Source organism: Pseudoalteromonas sp. OF5H-5 (assembly GCF_021530695.1).
Lineage (GTDB): Bacteria > Pseudomonadota > Gammaproteobacteria > Enterobacterales > Alteromonadaceae > Pseudoalteromonas.
Map to the genome: position 1 here is coordinate 30,001 of NZ_JAKGBF010000023.1, position 16,104 is coordinate 46,104.

At 44.2% G+C, this 16,104-nt stretch carries 15 protein-coding genes; 10 read left to right on the top strand and 5 right to left on the bottom strand.

Annotated elements, in window-relative coordinates; all coding sequences use genetic code 11:
* Positions 1-93: 93 nt before the first annotated feature.
* Positions 94-1,116: a pentapeptide repeat-containing protein gene (locus L1271_RS22270; protein ID WP_235368829.1), complete on the top strand. Its 1,023-nt coding sequence runs from the start codon at positions 94-96 to the stop codon at positions 1,114-1,116.
* Positions 1,117-1,201: 85 nt separating this feature from the next.
* Here L1271_RS22270 and ltrA read toward each other — a convergent pair whose 3' ends face one another.
* Positions 1,202-2,539, bottom strand: a complete 1,338-nt coding sequence (gene ltrA, locus L1271_RS22275) for a group II intron reverse transcriptase/maturase (RefSeq protein WP_235368830.1) — start codon at positions 2,537-2,539, stop codon at positions 1,202-1,204.
* 699 nt (positions 2,540-3,238) lie between these two features.
* Between ltrA and L1271_RS22280 the strand changes: the two genes are divergently transcribed.
* The gene (locus L1271_RS22280; RefSeq protein ID WP_206472590.1) at positions 3,239-3,721 is read left to right on the top strand and encodes a hypothetical protein; all 483 of its coding nucleotides are present in this window, start codon (positions 3,239-3,241) and stop codon (positions 3,719-3,721) included.
* Positions 3,722-3,899: 178 nt separating this feature from the next.
* On the opposite strand, the gene L1271_RS22285 is transcribed toward L1271_RS22280, so the two are convergent.
* A complete protein-coding gene (locus L1271_RS22285; RefSeq protein ID WP_235368831.1) occupies positions 3,900-4,247 on the bottom strand; it encodes a RidA family protein in 348 nt (115 codons plus the stop codon).
* Between the two features lie 47 nt (positions 4,248-4,294).
* Here L1271_RS22285 and L1271_RS24785 point away from each other — a divergent pair, with 47 nt between their 5' ends.
* Positions 4,295-4,429, top strand: a complete 135-nt coding sequence (locus L1271_RS24785) for a hypothetical protein (RefSeq protein ID WP_268831051.1) — start codon at positions 4,295-4,297, stop codon at positions 4,427-4,429.
* A gap of 60 nt (positions 4,430-4,489) precedes the next feature.
* Here the strand turns inward: L1271_RS24785 and L1271_RS22290 are convergent, their stop codons facing one another.
* Both L1271_RS22290 and L1271_RS22295 read right to left on the bottom strand, forming a co-directional pair.
* Entirely contained in the window at positions 4,490-5,215 is a 726-nt protein-coding gene (locus L1271_RS22290) for a substrate-binding periplasmic protein (RefSeq protein WP_010603815.1), read from the bottom strand.
* 19 nt (positions 5,216-5,234) lie between these two features.
* Complete coding sequence (locus L1271_RS22295; protein ID WP_235368832.1) at positions 5,235-5,975, bottom strand: substrate-binding periplasmic protein; 741 nt, start codon at positions 5,973-5,975, stop codon at positions 5,235-5,237.
* Positions 5,976-6,221: 246 nt separating this feature from the next.
* Here L1271_RS22295 and L1271_RS22300 point away from each other — a divergent pair, with 246 nt between their 5' ends.
* The 7 genes from L1271_RS22300 to L1271_RS22330 all read left to right on the top strand — a co-directional run bounded on the left by L1271_RS22300 (position 6,222) and on the right by L1271_RS22330 (position 14,273).
* Complete coding sequence (locus L1271_RS22300) at positions 6,222-6,896, top strand: GntR family transcriptional regulator (protein WP_193554574.1); 675 nt, start codon at positions 6,222-6,224, stop codon at positions 6,894-6,896.
* A 14-nt stretch (positions 6,897-6,910) separates the two neighbouring features.
* Positions 6,911-7,789, top strand: coding sequence for a methylisocitrate lyase (prpB, locus tag L1271_RS22305; RefSeq protein ID WP_010603812.1), 879 nt, complete (start codon positions 6,911-6,913; stop codon positions 7,787-7,789).
* Between the two features lie 77 nt (positions 7,790-7,866).
* Positions 7,867-8,988, top strand: coding sequence for a bifunctional 2-methylcitrate synthase/citrate synthase (gene prpC / locus L1271_RS22310; protein WP_017217742.1), 1,122 nt, complete (start codon positions 7,867-7,869; stop codon positions 8,986-8,988).
* 74 nt (positions 8,989-9,062) lie between these two features.
* Entirely contained in the window at positions 9,063-11,657 is a 2,595-nt protein-coding gene (gene acnD, locus L1271_RS22315; RefSeq protein WP_039496387.1) for a Fe/S-dependent 2-methylisocitrate dehydratase AcnD, read from the top strand.
* Between the two features lie 2 nt (positions 11,658-11,659).
* Entirely contained in the window at positions 11,660-12,835 is a 1,176-nt protein-coding gene (gene prpF, locus L1271_RS22320) for a 2-methylaconitate cis-trans isomerase PrpF (protein ID WP_235368833.1), read from the top strand.
* A gap of 148 nt (positions 12,836-12,983) precedes the next feature.
* Positions 12,984-13,583 (top strand): LysE family translocator, encoded by a 600-nt coding sequence (locus L1271_RS22325; RefSeq protein WP_233525263.1) that lies wholly within the window; start codon positions 12,984-12,986, stop codon positions 13,581-13,583.
* 84 nt (positions 13,584-13,667) lie between these two features.
* Positions 13,668-14,273, top strand: coding sequence for a GNAT family N-acetyltransferase (locus tag L1271_RS22330; RefSeq protein WP_010603808.1), 606 nt, complete (start codon positions 13,668-13,670; stop codon positions 14,271-14,273).
* Between the two features lie 66 nt (positions 14,274-14,339).
* On the opposite strand, the gene L1271_RS22335 is transcribed toward L1271_RS22330, so the two are convergent.
* Positions 14,340-15,941, bottom strand: coding sequence for a sensor histidine kinase (locus L1271_RS22335; protein ID WP_235368834.1), 1,602 nt, complete (start codon positions 15,939-15,941; stop codon positions 14,340-14,342).
* Between the last annotated feature and the right edge of the window lie 163 nt (positions 15,942-16,104).

The window sequence follows — 16,104 nt, forward strand, 5'->3', positions numbered from 1 at the left end:
AATCAACTACGCGCCTACGGCGCCGGACTGGCGTACGCCAGCCGGTTATTGGAGCGTTATGTCACTTATTAAGTCGAGCGTAGGTATATAGTTATGGATGATGAAAAAGAAATTCAAATTGAAGCCCGATTAATAGAACAAGAACATCGACTTATTCCGGTAATTCTCAATGTAATTGAAACACGAAGAAAATATGAAAAGTCTGATAGTAGACGAATAGCAGCTGTTAAAGCCCTCGTTTGGAGACTATTTACTCCAGCTAATGCTGCGGTAGTTGGAATGGGGGCTGTTTCATTTCTGGGGGTTTGGGTTGCATATCAATCAAATACTTTGATTAAAGAACAAAATAAGTTAATTCAAACACAAAATGTAATTGTTGAAGCAACTAGACGATCAAGTATGGTTTTCGAGCTCACTGCAATATTTGATCAAATTAATCAAAATATTGAAAAATTTGACAAAGTTACAAGGCAAACAAGCGGCTTAGATTGTTCTCCTCGTGATTATGTGAGTGTTGATTACTATATTCCACCCACAGTAAACAATACTTATTATGTATTGCCACCTACCTTATCAGGTAGAGCAATCGCATTAAGTTTATCTTTTAAGCCATATGCATACTTGGACGTGGAAAAAGTACATAGACTAGCAGGAGATAATAATAACAGCGATCTAACAGGTAGAAACCTCAGTCCAGAAAGGGCTCAAATGTTATTGTCGCTAGTAAAATCAAACATTGATATAGAGCCTATTAACAGTGCTGGTGCAAATTTTTCTTCTTCTGATTTTGTCGATTTCAACTTAAACGGACTTTCTTTTAATGGCGCTAATATATCATCAGCAAACTTTACTGGTGCTGAAATGGTACTTTCTGATTTTACCAATACAAATCTCTATGGAGCTTTGCTTGTAGATGCAAACGGAATCTGTACAAAATTTGATGGTGCTGATATGAGGAACACTGATTTTAGTGAGTTTTGGTATGAGGGTGCCACTTTTAAAGGTACAAACTTGAGAGGTGCCTATACTGGTTGGGGAAATACAAAAGAACCGATTACTGCTGATTATTTTGAGGATTGGCAAATTGATGAAAATACTCAATTTGGCAGTTTGTGACATAATCGGGTAGCCGAGGGTATCTAGCCCTCAGCCCCCACAACACCCTGCATGCGGGTCCGCACAGGGCGTTTCATCTAACAGATTACCCGTTTGGGTAATGTACTTTTATCCATCCGTCTCTGAGTGAATATAGTCCCTCGTTTTTCAGATAATTTAAGCTTAAAGCCTGTTGAATACCGGGTGTTTTGGAGCTGCGCCAAGGCCCTTTACTTGTGATGCCACAGGCAACGGCTGCTTGCACATGAACTCCACGCTTCATCAGGTTTCTCACTTTAGTTCTCGGTTTTCGCCATTGTCGCCAGTAACACATCCTGATCCTGCGCCTTATCCAGTGGTCTAGGTCAACACATTGCTGGTATGCGTTTGCAATACCAAAATAATTGATCCATCCGCTTAGATATTGGCTTAATTTAAACAACTGATATTGCATGCTCACGCCCCAATTACGGTTAGTTAGAATGCGCACCTGTCGCTTAAATTTATGCAGGGTTTTGTCATGCCATTTGATTGCACCACGTTTAAAGGTAAACCCTAAGAATTTACTTTGTGTGGTTTTAACCACCTGACTTTTATCCGTGTTAACAAGCAATTTGAGTTTAGTTTCAAGGAACCGAGTAACGCTGGCAAGTACACGTTCGCCCGCACGTTTTGATTTTACTAAGATTATAAAATCATCAGCGTAACGGGCAAATTGGTGACCTCGTTGCTCCAATTCTTTGTCTAAATCATCCAACATAATGTTGGATAATAAAGGAGAAAGAGGGCCGCCTTGCGGTACTCCTTCTAAACTCGGAATTAGCGTGCCATTGTCATCAATTCCAGCTCTCAAATAACGGCCAATGAGTTTGAGCAAGCGTTTATCTTTGACATGACGTGATAAATTTCGCATTAATAAGTCGTGATTGACTCGGTCAAAGAACTTTGACAAATCGACATCTACCGCAATATTGCGTTTAGATTTAATGATTTGTTGAACTTGCTTCACAGCTTGTTGGCCGTTACGATTAGGACGAAAACCAAAGCTGTTATCTGAAAATGTGTTATCAATGATGGGCGATAAAACCTGAGTAATGGCTTGCTGGATAACTCGGTCGACCACGGTGGGTATTCCGAGTTGTCGTTTTCCACCATCGGGTTTATCAATTTCAACGCGTTTGACCGGCTGAGGACGATAAGTCCCATTTTCGAGTTGAGCTTTGCACTGTTGCCAGTGTTGTTTTGCCCAGTCGATAAATTGGGCTATTTTCATACCATCCACACCCGCTGCGCCTTTGTTGGCTTTAACCTGCTTCCATGCGCGTTGAAGGTTATCGTTTGATAAAACGTGTCCGAATAAATCAAAGTTGAAGGTTGATTGCACTGCATTACGCTGCATATCAGAACCACAGGGCTGTGGCGTATAGCTATGTAAGTAAGACATGAAGTATTCCTTCGGTTAAATGTTCAGGCCTTCACCGTGTCCCATCCATTACGATGGGTGTTTGGCTACTATGCCTTCTGCTGACTGCTGGATAATCACAAAATAAATTGCTCTAAATTGCGCTGCGTGCGTATCGGTGGGTGTTGCAGTGGTTTCGCTCGTAGACTATTTCGCAACCAAATAGCAACGCCAAGGGGTTGATTGACCAGCCACTTACTGGTATTTTCCGCAGCGATAGCGCAGGCCGCATGTCATCCAGCTCTCCCCGAATAAGAACATTAACTTTCATTGCACAACTGCATCATTTACGGTGGCCGTTAGATCACGTGACTTCGTTATCTTGTGCTAACTCGTCTTCAGCCTACGCCTGGTATGATGTTTTTGTTCATCAGCTCGCAATTTTGCTAGCGGCTTCCTCCATGCAAACCCTCGCGGATTTGCACTTGCCATTCGCTAGTAGTTATCGTTTAATAACAATCAGTTATTTAAACGGTGATCTTCCTACAGAGGACTTTCACCTCATTAGTTAATGCCCATGTCGGGCGTACACAAACAATTTAAGAGTGATTCAGCACGCTTGGCGTTTTTTGTTTGGGTCTGGTTTAGTGTTTACGGGGGGCAAGTTGAGTATTGTGGATGCGTGCTTCACACCTTAATTGGGCGTTATGGCGCAGGGCAAAATTCAGCTAAGGGAATTAGATGAGTAATAAAGTGAAAGTAGCCTTGAAATGGCTCAAAGAACTCTTGGATTCTGAGGGTGTTGAGTATCAAATTGTCGGTGGGCTAGCTGCAACGATTCATGGTGGCAGTCGTGAAATCGCTGATATAGACCTTTATATCCACAACTCCGACGCAAATAAGGTCTTAGCTCGCGTATCGCAGTTCATATCTAAACCGTTAAGTCATTATGCAGAGTTCGGTTGGGATCTAGAGTATTTCCAGTTGGTTTACCAAAATCAGAAAATTGAAATCGGTTTATCTCAAAATACGAAGATACAGTCGGCTCTAGATGGCTCTTGGCATGAGCTTGAAATCCACTTTTCAGAGTCAGTGGTAAAATACTATCAAGACATCGAACTGCCAGTTATTCCAGTACATCATCTCGTAGAGTATAAGCGAATATTGGGTAGGGAAGTTGACCTAATTGACATACAAGAACTAGCTTTGAGTTCAGCGCCATAACAATAAACCAAAGACACCCACTGTTGTGGTTCAATAAATCCGGACACTACTTTAGGTGGTATCATTACCACCTGACACTGCTGCGTCAAATACGGCTGTCAAATTTGATCAATATCTAAAAACCAAATCTGACAGATTAACAGTCAGCCTTGTCTAAACTAGGCTTATATTTTTTAGACTAGATTTCTGCAGCAACCACCGAAATTTCAACAAGCAATGCATCACGGGCCATGCTCGCTTCTACGCAAGCGCGAGCTGGTGCATAACCTTCAGGCACCCATGCATCCCATACCTCGTTCATTTCTGCAAAATATTTCATGTCTTTAATATAAATTGTTGCAGAAAGAATGTGTTTGCGGTCGCTGCCTGCTTGAATAAGTAGCTCATCAACTTTCTCAAGCATGGTTTCAGTTTGTTCCTTAATTCCTTGTTCTGCGTCTTTACACACTTGGCCACATAAATAAACAGTACCATTGTGTTTTACAATACGGCTCATTCGTTGTTTGGTGTCAATTCGTTCAATCACTGTTTTTCCTTTCTAATCGTTACTGTAATCGGCAGGTTTAGGCTGAAATGTTATCTCTTTTTTATAAGATGAGCTACTTGCTTGGTATTGGTATTGGTATTGGTATTGGTATTGGTATTGGTATTGGTATTGGTATTGGTATTGGTATTGGTATTGGTATTGTGAAAAGCATCGATGGTTAATTGCTACCTACACAAACCAAGATACGTGAGAGTATTTTGAACTAAAGCAATTGGGTTTAGCTACAGCTCTAAAACGCGTCGGTAAGCTTCTGTTTTACTTATCTTAGTAAATGCACTACGTAGTCTCTCAACGATCGCTAACGGAAGCTGGTTGTTCGTTGCAAGGTAACCTTTTACCGAGAGTGCTTCCACATCGTATAAAAAGGTAAAGTGGTCGGCTGGAAGGTTAAGCTCCGAGGCCATGGTTTTGATATAACGCGGGTCATCAATCACTAAATCAACACGGTTTGTGACGAGTAATTCATATGACTTTTCGATGTCGCTGGTTTGAACAAAGTTAAACCCGAGTGCTTTAAGTGTGCCTTCGGCGATATCACCACGCTGAACTGCTATTTTGTATTGCCTGGCATCCTCAAGTGATTGAATTTTTATGTCCTCACGATAGCGATTGGTAACAAACCCTAAATGAAACACAGCAACGGGGCCAATCCAATGAAAGCTGTCTTCTCTCGCGGGGGTCTTTGCGATGCTATAAATCAAGGTATGTTTGTCATGCTGCGCTAATTTAAAAGCTCTAGCCCAAGGGTAAATAGAAAACTGTCCCTCGAGTTCAGCTGCTTTTAAAATCGCTTTGACCAGATCGGTACTTGAACCTGCAACTTGGTGGTTTTCTATGGTTTGATTGGGTGGAGAAAGTTCCGTAACAACCTGCAATTTAGCCCATAAGGGCAACGGGCTATTCAGCAAAATAAAAAGTAGTAGACGTCCAACAACAGCATTCGTCATTACTAAACAACTCCACACGTTAACGCGTTAATCTATATTTAGCATAGATGGATTTTATTTTTCCGTCATTAACAATTCGTCGCAAGGCGATATTTATTTCCGTTTGTAGCTCAGTTAGATGAGGCTGCAAGCGCATATGTACGGGTAATCGGCTTATTTCATAGCAAGACTGAAATTTGCGATACTTTGGTTGTTGTGAAATATAGTAGTCTGCTGTCACCGAGCCAATCATGATGTAGTCTAAACGCTCATGTTCAAGCTGTGCGAGCAGTTCTTTCTCCGATACATTTTCATAAACTACGATCTTGTCTTCGCCCAAGTGCGCTTCAAAATTATCGTAACGATATCCTCTTACTTTGCCGACCAATGCGCCGTAAAACTGCTCAGGCCTATGCTTGCCTACACAGCGAGATTGATACCCAAGCAGTACTTCGGTTGAGAAGGCATAGTCGATGCTGTAAATCCCCGGAACGTCTGCTTCGGCCCGCCATACTTTATTGATCCCAGGTTCAATATCTATTTTTCCTTGGTCGAAATAGCGCTGTCCTCTGGCGACAGAGAGCGGCATAAACTCAAATTGGTATGAAGTCAGTTTTGCCAACTCTTGAAAAATGTCGACAAAAATACCTTTGGGTTTTCCCTGTTCTTCAAAATAGTAAGGAGGATTAGCACCGTGATAGACCAGTACGGTATAGATCTTCGCCTGCGCTAAGCCGCTTATTAGCAGCAGGGAAAGTATTACTATTTGAAAACACCGCATCGTAATCTTCAGGCTAAAGTAAAGGTATCTTCATAATATGCATGATTTTTAAGCGATGCAATTAATCCTTTCCTGATACCGTATCGAGATAAATACACCAGACTGATTAGTTGTCGCAAGCTATAAATATGGTGAATACTACTTATATTATAAATTGTCGACAATTTATAGTCTGGTTGGTTGACGTGCGCGTCAACCAGCACTATATTGTCTACAACTTAAATTACTAAGACTGGCTAACTAATGATGAGCTTTTTTGACGAGCAAGCGGTTACTTCTTCTGATAAAGCATTCTTTCGTATGCGTAAGGAAATTGTAGAAGGGGAAATAGCGGCAGGTTCTAAGCTCAGCGAAATGGAATTGTCGACAAAGTATGAGGTCAGCAGAGCGGTTGTTCGCGAGGCAATTAATCGCTTGGAGTCATGTCACTTAGTTGAACGTAAAGCCAATGTAGGGGCGCGGGTTGTTACTCTCACACCGGAAGGGTTAATGGAGCTTTATCAGATCCGTGAAGCACTAGAAGGGATGGCGGCAAGGCTTGCAGCACAAAACATGACTGACAGTGAAATTCAAGACTTAGAAGGTTTGTTGTCGAGTCAATTCGATGAAGTCAAAAACCAACATTCTTATTATCAAGAAGCGGGCGATCTCGATTTTCATTACCGCATTATTCTTGGCAGTAAAAATGCGAGCCTTATCTCAATGCTAGTCAATGGACTGTACCACTTGGTACGTATGTATCGCGTGCAGTTAGGGATGGCCGGCCCCCGCGTCACTACGGCATTTGACGAGCATAAACATATCGTCCGTGCAATCAGTAATCGCGACCCAGAACTGGCAGAAATACTGATGCGTCGACATATTCAATATTCTAAAAATAATATCGCAACCAAGTTAGCAAGCAATCAATCACACTTTTAAGAGAGAACATCATCATGAGCGCAGGAAAAAAATTTCGTGAAGCATTAAAAGCCAATAAACCGCTTCAAATCGTCGGCACTATCAACGCATATAGCGCTATGATGGCAAAGAAAATCGGCCATCAAGCTATCTATCTTTCTGGTGGTGGCGTCGCTAATGCATCTTATGGTTTACCTGACTTAGGAATGACATCTCTAAATGATGTAATTGCAGATGTAAGTCGCATTACCTCGGCTTGTGATCTACCTTTAATGGTCGACATTGATACTGGATGGGGCGGCGCATTCAATATTGCAAAAACCATCCGAGATATGGAAAAAGCAGGTGCAGCTGCGGTACATATGGAAGATCAAGTAGCGCAAAAGCGTTGTGGTCACCGTCCAAATAAAGAAATCGTGTCGACAGAAGAAATGGTTGACCGTATTAAAGCAGCAGTTGATGCGCGCACCGATCCTGACTTTTTCATTATGGCAAGAACAGATTCGTTTGCACAAGAAGGGCTAGAAGCGGCAATTGAACGTGCAAAAGCTTATGTTGCAGCAGGCGCTGATGGCATTTTTGCAGAAGCGGTACAAACTGAAGAACACTATCGCGCATTCAGCGAAGCACTTGATGTGCCCATCCTAGCGAATATCACTGAGTTTGGTAAGACAGAACTTTGGAACAAAGCTGAGCTGGGTGAGTGGGGCGTAGATATGGTGCTATACCCATTGAGTGCGTTCAGAGCGATGAACAAAGCGGCGGAGCTGGTGTATCAGTCTATTTTAGAAAATGGGGACCAGAAAGCGGTACTCGATACCATGCAAACCCGAATGGATTTGTATGATTACCTTGGCTATCACGATTATGAGCAAAAGCTCGATGCATTATTCGCCGAAGGTAAAAATAAGTAAAAATTAAAGCTGTTGAGGGTTGCTCAGCAGCACAAAATATCAATACCCAGCAGGTAAAAAATTCAGGAGACAATAATATGGCTAAAGTACTAAGTGGCGCGGGCCTTCGTGGTCAAGTAGCAGGAAAAACAGCACTATCAACGGTAGGTAAGTCGGGCTCAGGTTTGACTTATCGTGGCTACGATGTAAAGGATCTAGCTGAAAATTGTCAGTTTGAAGAGGTGGCTCACCTTATCCTTAAAGGTAATTTACCAAATCAAGCTGAACTAGACGCTTATAAAAGCGAGCTAAAAGCAATGCGCGGTTTGCCGCAGGCATTAAAAGAAGTATTAGAACGTATTCCTGCTGACGCACACCCAATGGACGTATTACGTACGGGTTGTTCAATGCTTGGCAACCTTGAAGGTGAAGCAAGCTTTGATGAGCAAGGTAAAGTAACCGATCGCATGCTAGCAAGCTTCCCAAGCATTATTTGTTACTGGTATCGCTTTAGCCATGATGGCGTTCGTATCGATGTGGAGACGGATGACGACTCAATCGGTGCACACTTCTTACACTTATTGCACGGCGAAAAACCAAGTGAGCTACATGAGCGTGTGATGCACGTATCACTTATCCTTTATGCAGAGCACGAGTTTAACGCGTCGACCTTTACAGCGCGTGTTTGTGCCTCAACGCTTTCTGATATGCATTCTTGTATTACTGGTGCGATCGGCTCTCTACGTGGCCCGCTTCACGGTGGCGCAAACGAAGCGGCAATGGAAATGATTGAGCGCTTTGAATCTGCGGATCACGCAGAGCAAGAAATGATGGGTATGCTTGAGCGTAAAGAAAAGATCATGGGCTTTGGTCACGCTATCTATTCAGAATGTGACCCTCGTAACGAAATCATAAAACGTTGGTCTGAGAAGCTAGCAGCAGATGTGGGTGATACGGTACTTTACCCTGTATCTGTGCGCTGTGAAGAAGTCATGTGGCGCGAGAAAAAACTATTCTGTAATGCCGATTTCTTCCATGCATCAGCTTATAACTTCATGAAGATCCCGACTAAATTGTTCACACCAATCTTTGTTATGTCACGCTTAACAGGTTGGGCTGCACACGTTATGGAGCAGCGCGCAGATAACCGTATCATTCGTCCATCGGCGGAATACACCGGCGAGGAGCTACGTCCAGTTCCTGCCATTTCTGAGCGTTAATCGAACACTGTTCGAATCTATTCTGGCGGTCGCCATGGCCGCCTGTTCTCCGTCACCGATTGTTGGAAGTTGTTATGAATACTCAATTCCGTAAACGTTTACCTGATTCTGAGCTTTGCTATTACGATACAAAAGAAGCGGTAGAAGCCATCAAACCAGGTAGCTACGAGACTTTACCTTATACCTCACGCGTCCTTGCTGAAAACTTAGTACGCCGCGCTGAGCCTGAAAAACTCAATGATTATCTTGAACAAATTATCGAGCGTCGTCGCGATTTGGACTTTCCGTGGTTTCCTGCTCGCGTGGTTTGCCATGATATTTTGGGTCAAACTGCGCTAGTCGACCTTGCGGGTTTGCGTGATGCTATCGCTGAAAAAGGCGGCGATCCGGCTAAAGTCAATCCAGTCGTACCGACTCAACTGATTGTGGATCACAGCTTGGCTGTAGAGCACGCCGGTTATGAAGAAGATGCATTTGAGAAAAACCGCGCGATTGAAGACCGTCGAAATGACGACCGTTTTCATTTTATCAACTGGACCAAAACGGCATTTAAAAACGTTGATGTGATCCCGCCAGGCAACGGTATTTTGCACCAAATCAATTTGGAAAAAATGTCGCCAGTTATTCAAGCGCGCGACGGTGTTGCCTTCCCTGACACGCTTGTTGGCACCGACAGCCACACGCCACACGTTGATGCACTCGGTGTTATTGCCGTTGGTGTGGGTGGCCTTGAAGCAGAAAGCGTGATGCTTGGCCGTGCTTCATACATGCGATTGCCGGATATTGTTGGGGTTGAAATCATTGGCAAACGTCAACCGGGGATCACCGCAACGGATATCGTACTGGCGATCACTGAGTTTTTGCGTAAAGAGCGCGTCGTTTCTAGCTACTTAGAATTCTTTGGTGAAGGTACGCAAGATCTTAATTTAGGTGACCGTGCGACAATTTCAAACATGACACCAGAGTATGGTGCAACCGCGGCCATGTTCTACATCGATGAACAAACCATTGATTATTTGAAGCTCACAGGCCGTGATGACGAGCAAATAAAGCTGGTGGAAAAATACGCTAAGCTGACAGGACTTTGGGCTGATTCTTTACAAAACGTACAGTACGAGCGTGTACTTAAGTTCGATTTGTCGACGGTGACGCGTAATATTGCAGGTCCTTCAAATCCGCATCGCCGCGTTGCAACTAACGACCTTGCTAATCAAGGTATCGTTAAAGAGATTGAAGCGCCAAAAGATGGTTTGATGCCAGATGGTGCCGTGATCATCGCTGCTATCACCAGCTGTACTAATACCAGTAACCCACGTAACGTAGTTGCCGCAGGCCTGCTGGCACGTAATGCCAATAAATTAGGCCTTGCTCGTAAACCTTGGGTGAAAACGTCTTTTGCACCGGGGTCAAAAGCGGTACGTTCTTATATGGAAGAGGCCAAGCTCCTACCTGAGCTTGAGCAGCTTGGTTTTGGTGTTGTTGCCTTTGCTTGTACGACTTGTAATGGCATGAGTGGTGCACTTGATCCGAAAATTCAACAAGAAGTGATTGACCGTGATTTATACTCAACGGCAGTGTTATCGGGTAACCGTAACTTTGACGGTCGAATTCACCCTTACGCAAAACAAGCCTTCTTAGCTTCACCACCGTTGGTTGTGGCTTATGCAATTGCAGGCACCGTGCGCTTTGATATTGAAAATGGTGTCTTAGGTCGTGACCAAGAGGGCAATCCGGTCACGCTTAAAGATATCTGGCCAAGCGATGAAGAAATCGATGCGGTGATCAAAGAAAGCGTAAAACCAGAGCAGTTCCGCGCCGTTTATGAGCCAATGTTTGACCTCACGGTAGACTATGGTGAAGACAACGACCCACTTTATCAGTGGCGTCCAACGAGTACCTATATTCGTCGCCCTCCTTATTGGGAAGGGGCACTCGCGAGCGAGCGTACCATGAAAGGTATGCGTCCATTAGCGATTTTAGGTGACAACATCACGACTGACCATTTATCGCCATCGAATGCGATTTTAGCAAGCAGTGCGGCGGGTGAATATCTGGCCAAAATGGGCTTACCAGAGGAAGATTTCAACTCATACGCGACACATCGAGGTGATCACTTAACGGCGCAGCGTGCGACATTCGCCAACCCCAAACTGTTAAACGAAATGGTGGTAGAAAACGGTGAAGTAGTACAAGGTTCACTGGCGCGTGTTGAGCCTGAAGGCAAAGTCACCAGAATGTGGGAAGCCATCGAAACCTACATGGAGCGTAAACAGCCGCTGATCATCGTTGCTGGCGCAGATTATGGCCAAGGCTCGTCTCGTGACTGGGCTGCAAAAGGTGTGCGTTTGGCTGGAGTTGAAGTTATCGCAGCAGAAGGGTTTGAGCGTATTCACCGTACTAACTTAATCGGTATGGGTGTACTACCGCTTGAGTTTAAAGCGGGCACTACCCGTAAAACGCTTGAACTTGATGGTACAGAAACCTATGACGTTGAGGGGGAACCGGCACCAGGTGCTACATTAACTCTCGTAATTAACCGTCAAAGTGGTGAGCGTGTAGAGGTGCCTGTGACTTGTCGATTAGATACCTTTGAAGAAGTATCTATTTACTCTGCAGGTGGCGTGTTACAACGCTTTGCTCAAGACTTCCTCGAAGCGGAAGGCGTATAACCATGAGTCAATTTAAGCCGCAAATTAAAATTCCCGCCACTTATATGCGTGGCGGCACCTCTAAAGGGGTGTTCTTTAATTTAACAGATTTACCCGAGTACGCGCAGCAACCTGGTGAAGCGCGAGATAACTTGCTGCTACGTGTGATTGGCAGCCCAGATCCCTATGGTAAACATACCGATGGCATGGGCGGTGCAACTTCCAGTACCAGCAAAACCGTGATCTTAAGTAAAAGCGACAAAGCCGACCATGACGTGAATTATCTTTTTGGTCAGGTTGCTATCGACAAACCATTTATTGATTGGAGCGGAAACTGTGGCAATTTAACGGCTGCGGTGGGGGCGTTTGCAATCAGCAATGGCTTAGTCGACGCGAATAAAGTGCCAGAGAACGGTGTTGCTGTCGTTAAAATCTGGCAGGCGAATATTAGCAAAACCATAGTGGCGCATGTTCCAATCAGCAATGGAGAAGTGCAAGAGACGGGCGACTTTGAACTGGATGGCGTAACTTTCCCAGCAGCAGAAGTGGTGGTTGAGTTTATGGATCCAAGCGACCCAGATGTTGATATGTTTCCGTCGGGCAATCTCGTCGATACGTTAACTGTGCCTGATGAAGGCACCTTTGAAGTGACCATGATAAGTGCCGGGATCCCAACGCTTTTCTTCCGAGCTTCTGATTTAGGTTATGAAGGTACAGAGTTACAAGAAGCAATTAATGGAGACCCAGCTGCACTAGAGCGATTTGAAAAGTTCCGTGCTTATGGCGCAGTTAAAATGGGTTTAATAGGTCATATTGACGAAGCGAAAGTTCGCCAACATACCCCAAAAATTGCCTTCGTTGCACCTGCTAAATCTTATGCTGCGTCGAGCGGTAAAGCGGTGGCAGCCAATACCATCGACTTAAACGTTCGCGCCTTATCTATGGGTAAGTTGCACCATGCGATGATGGGAACTGCCGCTGTGGCGATAGCAACCGCGGCGGCAATTCCTGGCACCCTAGTTAACGAAGCCGCTGGTGGTGGTGATCTTAACTCCGTGACCTTTGGACATCCGTCAGGCACCTTAAAGGTTGGCGCTGAAGCACTGCAAGAGTCTGGTCGTTGGCAAGCTAAAAAAGCCGTCATGAGCCGCAGCGCTCGCGTGCTAATGGAAGGCCGAGTTCGCGTTCCAGAGGCGTAGCTCCATACTAAATTAAAGGCTCTGTTCCCAAGAGCCTTATTCTCTACATAAGAAAACTCCCGAGTTGTTGCTTGGTCGTTAAGGTGTGCCTGTCATTCGGCTTCTTCTTTGATTTCCACCATGCAGACTTGAAATTCATAAGGACGATATGATGTTTGAAGCTTTACTTTCTGTGGCAATCACAACCGCGGTGTTACTTGGTTCACCCGGTCCTGCGCCACTTGCGCTGGCTGCAACGGGGGCGAGTCAAGGTGTTAAAAAAGGTTTCCCGTTCTTAGCAGGTATTTTGGCAGGATTGCTTGTTGCGGTGATCTTTGCAGCCACTGGAATTGCAGGGTTACTGGTGAGTCATCCCCAAGTGGCGCTTGTACTCAAATGGCTTGCAGCCGCCTACTTAATTTATGTTGCCTACAAAATTGCAGCAAACAACGCTGCGCTTGGCAATGCAGGTACGCAGCTACCGAGCTTTAAAGATGGGTTTATTCTTAACCTCCTCAACCCCAAAGCCTACGCGGCTTGTATCGCTATTTTTGCGACGACTTCGGTGCCGGCAAGCTCAAACCTAGTTGCTACGCTACTTGCCGCTAGCGTGTGCTACGTGGTGGCGATAGTGGTCGACACAATGTGGCTGGTATTAGGTGGTGTGATTTTTAAAACACTGAATGATGAGACCGTACTTAAACGGATCCGAATTGGTTTTGCGTTGACTTTGGTTGTGCTCGTTCTTTACGGGCTATTTGTCGTTTGAGGTTGATGGGAAGTCACAGGCATAGCTTTTAGACTTGAATAGATGTAATAATCTGAGTTATGCAACCGTCACTCAGAAAAGCCAATGATCGCCCCACCAGATGAAAACAACGTCCCCATAAGTGACATCCGTGTTGAATTTTCGGACTCGGCATTTGCTTTGAGAACGTTAAGAGCGGGTGAATATCAACGGTTGGAGCGTCTGTTTTCGCTTAGATATGGTGAAGAGTACGATGCCGAAGAGTTATTAAAGTTACGACAACAAAGAGTGCTAGTACCTTTTTTACAAGCAGCTGAAGATAAATCAAAGCACTGTATTTGTGTGCGGCAAACTCAAACGCGCGAAATGCTTGGCATGATCTTAATTACAGTCGATGACTCAGCGGCCAAAAAAGTGCTGGTAGAAGAGAGTTGGTTTATCCACGATACTCTGTTCGACAAGGTGTTTTGTTTATTCGTGACAGAGTATTTGAATACGCTAGGTTTCGCTTTGGTTGAATTTAGAGTCGACGAGCGTAATGATTTAGTACGCCGGTTGGTTGAGCAACTTGGTGCGTGTTTTGATGGCATATTACGTCGTGCAGGTGTTTATCGGAACGAGTGCTTCAACCAAGCTGTGTACTCTATTTCTCAGGAAGAGTGGCAGTGCGTTGTTCCTCTGTATTCTATTTACAAAGCATTGCCACAATAATAATGAAGCTTAAAGTGTGCATTTATGGAAAGTAAATCAAAGTATCGGCTGGGTCCGTTAGCGCGACTAGCTCGGCAACTTGATAATGATGCATGTTCCGGAATTAGATTCTGTTTCACACTCAATTACGCCATTAAAATACTGAGTGACAATAGCGAGCGCAACACTTAGCCCTAAGCCCAGGCCTTTTTGTGTGCGATTACCGACAACAAAAGGATCAAATACTTTATCTTTGATTTCATGTGGAATACCGCCGCCATTGTCCGTGACTTTAATCGTATATCCAAGTTTTGAGGCTTGAGCCGATATAATCACACATGGGCTTTGCACTGAGTTATCAGCAAAGGCGTGGTAAAACGCATTTTCTATTACAGGTTGGAAAATCTGCTGTAACAATCTCTCTGGGGCGGTGATAGCAAGTGCTTCGGGAATATCTAAAGTAATATCAATATGTGGGTGTTGATTGGCAAGCTCACTCACACAGTGTGCGATAAGCGGTTGTAAGTAAACTGGCTTTACTTCTCCTTCAAATCCAGTATTGGTGATGATTTTGAGCTTGTCGATAATACCGGTTATCCGCTCGGTACTATTGACGACGAGCTTGGCACAGCTTTCGATATTTTCTATCGAATGCAATAAAGCAGACTTAGCTATTTCATTTTTATTTACCCTTTGTCTTACCCCTTCAACAAGCAATAGTTGGTTACTGGAAGCGGTCATGGCGACGCCAATCGGCGTGTTAATCTCATGGGCAAGTCCTGGGATCAATCGCACCAGCGTTGCTGACTTTTCGGCGTTTATCAGGCGTTTTTGAGTCTCACTGAGTTCACTGATCGCGTGATTAAGTGCTTTGTTTTTTTCTATTAACTCTTCAGTTTGGCTTTTTACCTCCGTATTTAGGTAATCAATAATACTTTTACGGATGGCCGAACGAGAGTTGTACAACGCGATGAGGCTAAGTAATAGCAAGATAAAGCAAACAAATGCGGCACCATAATAGGATTTTACCTTTTTATTGCTGCTTGCAAGGAGTGAGCTGAAATCCTGCTCTCTGCGTTCTAAAAAGGCATTGATGTGCGTCATTATATGTACTTTACTTTGGAGGTAAGCCTCGCTGTACAAAATCTTGAGGGCCTGTTGATTTTTCCCTGCTACCACTAATTCAAAGGCTTCACGCTCAAGTGACACGAGTGCTTCACTTTTATCCTCTGCATTTCGCAACATAGTTAATTCATCCGTAGAAACTCCGTTTTCTAATAATAATGTCAGCAGCGCTTTTGGTGCTTCTTTTTCAAATGGCGCCTGACCCTCTTTGACCAGCAACATGTCCCAATAAACGCGATGCAAATGCTTAGGGCGAGGAGAAGTGCCGTTACGGATCGTTAAGATCTCATCAAAAAATTGCTTAAACTTAGGGTTGCCTGTGGCGGCATAAGCCCGCGCCATCATGGTGAGTTGATCTGAGCTGAGTCTTAACTCTTGGGATAAACGAACAAGATTAAAATTTCTTTCTATTTCTTGCTCTTGCGCTTCTTTATTGACGAATGCTAAAAATGTGAACACCACAGAAAGAAAAAAAAGCAGCATGGAGAGCGCTGATATATGGTAGAAGTACTTAAAGCTAAACGACTGACTTGGGTGAAGTATGTTGCTTTGACTGGCTGCCATGTATTCAACGTTGTTAAGACTCGAATACACAAAGTATAGTTAACCTAAGCTCGGAATAACAATTTGTTCTCTGGCCGTTGTCATCCCTCGTTCTGGTTGGTCGTTCTAGGCTTTTGTCACTTTGCCGAAGTGAGAAAGCAGCCAAATGGCTATCAAGTATTTG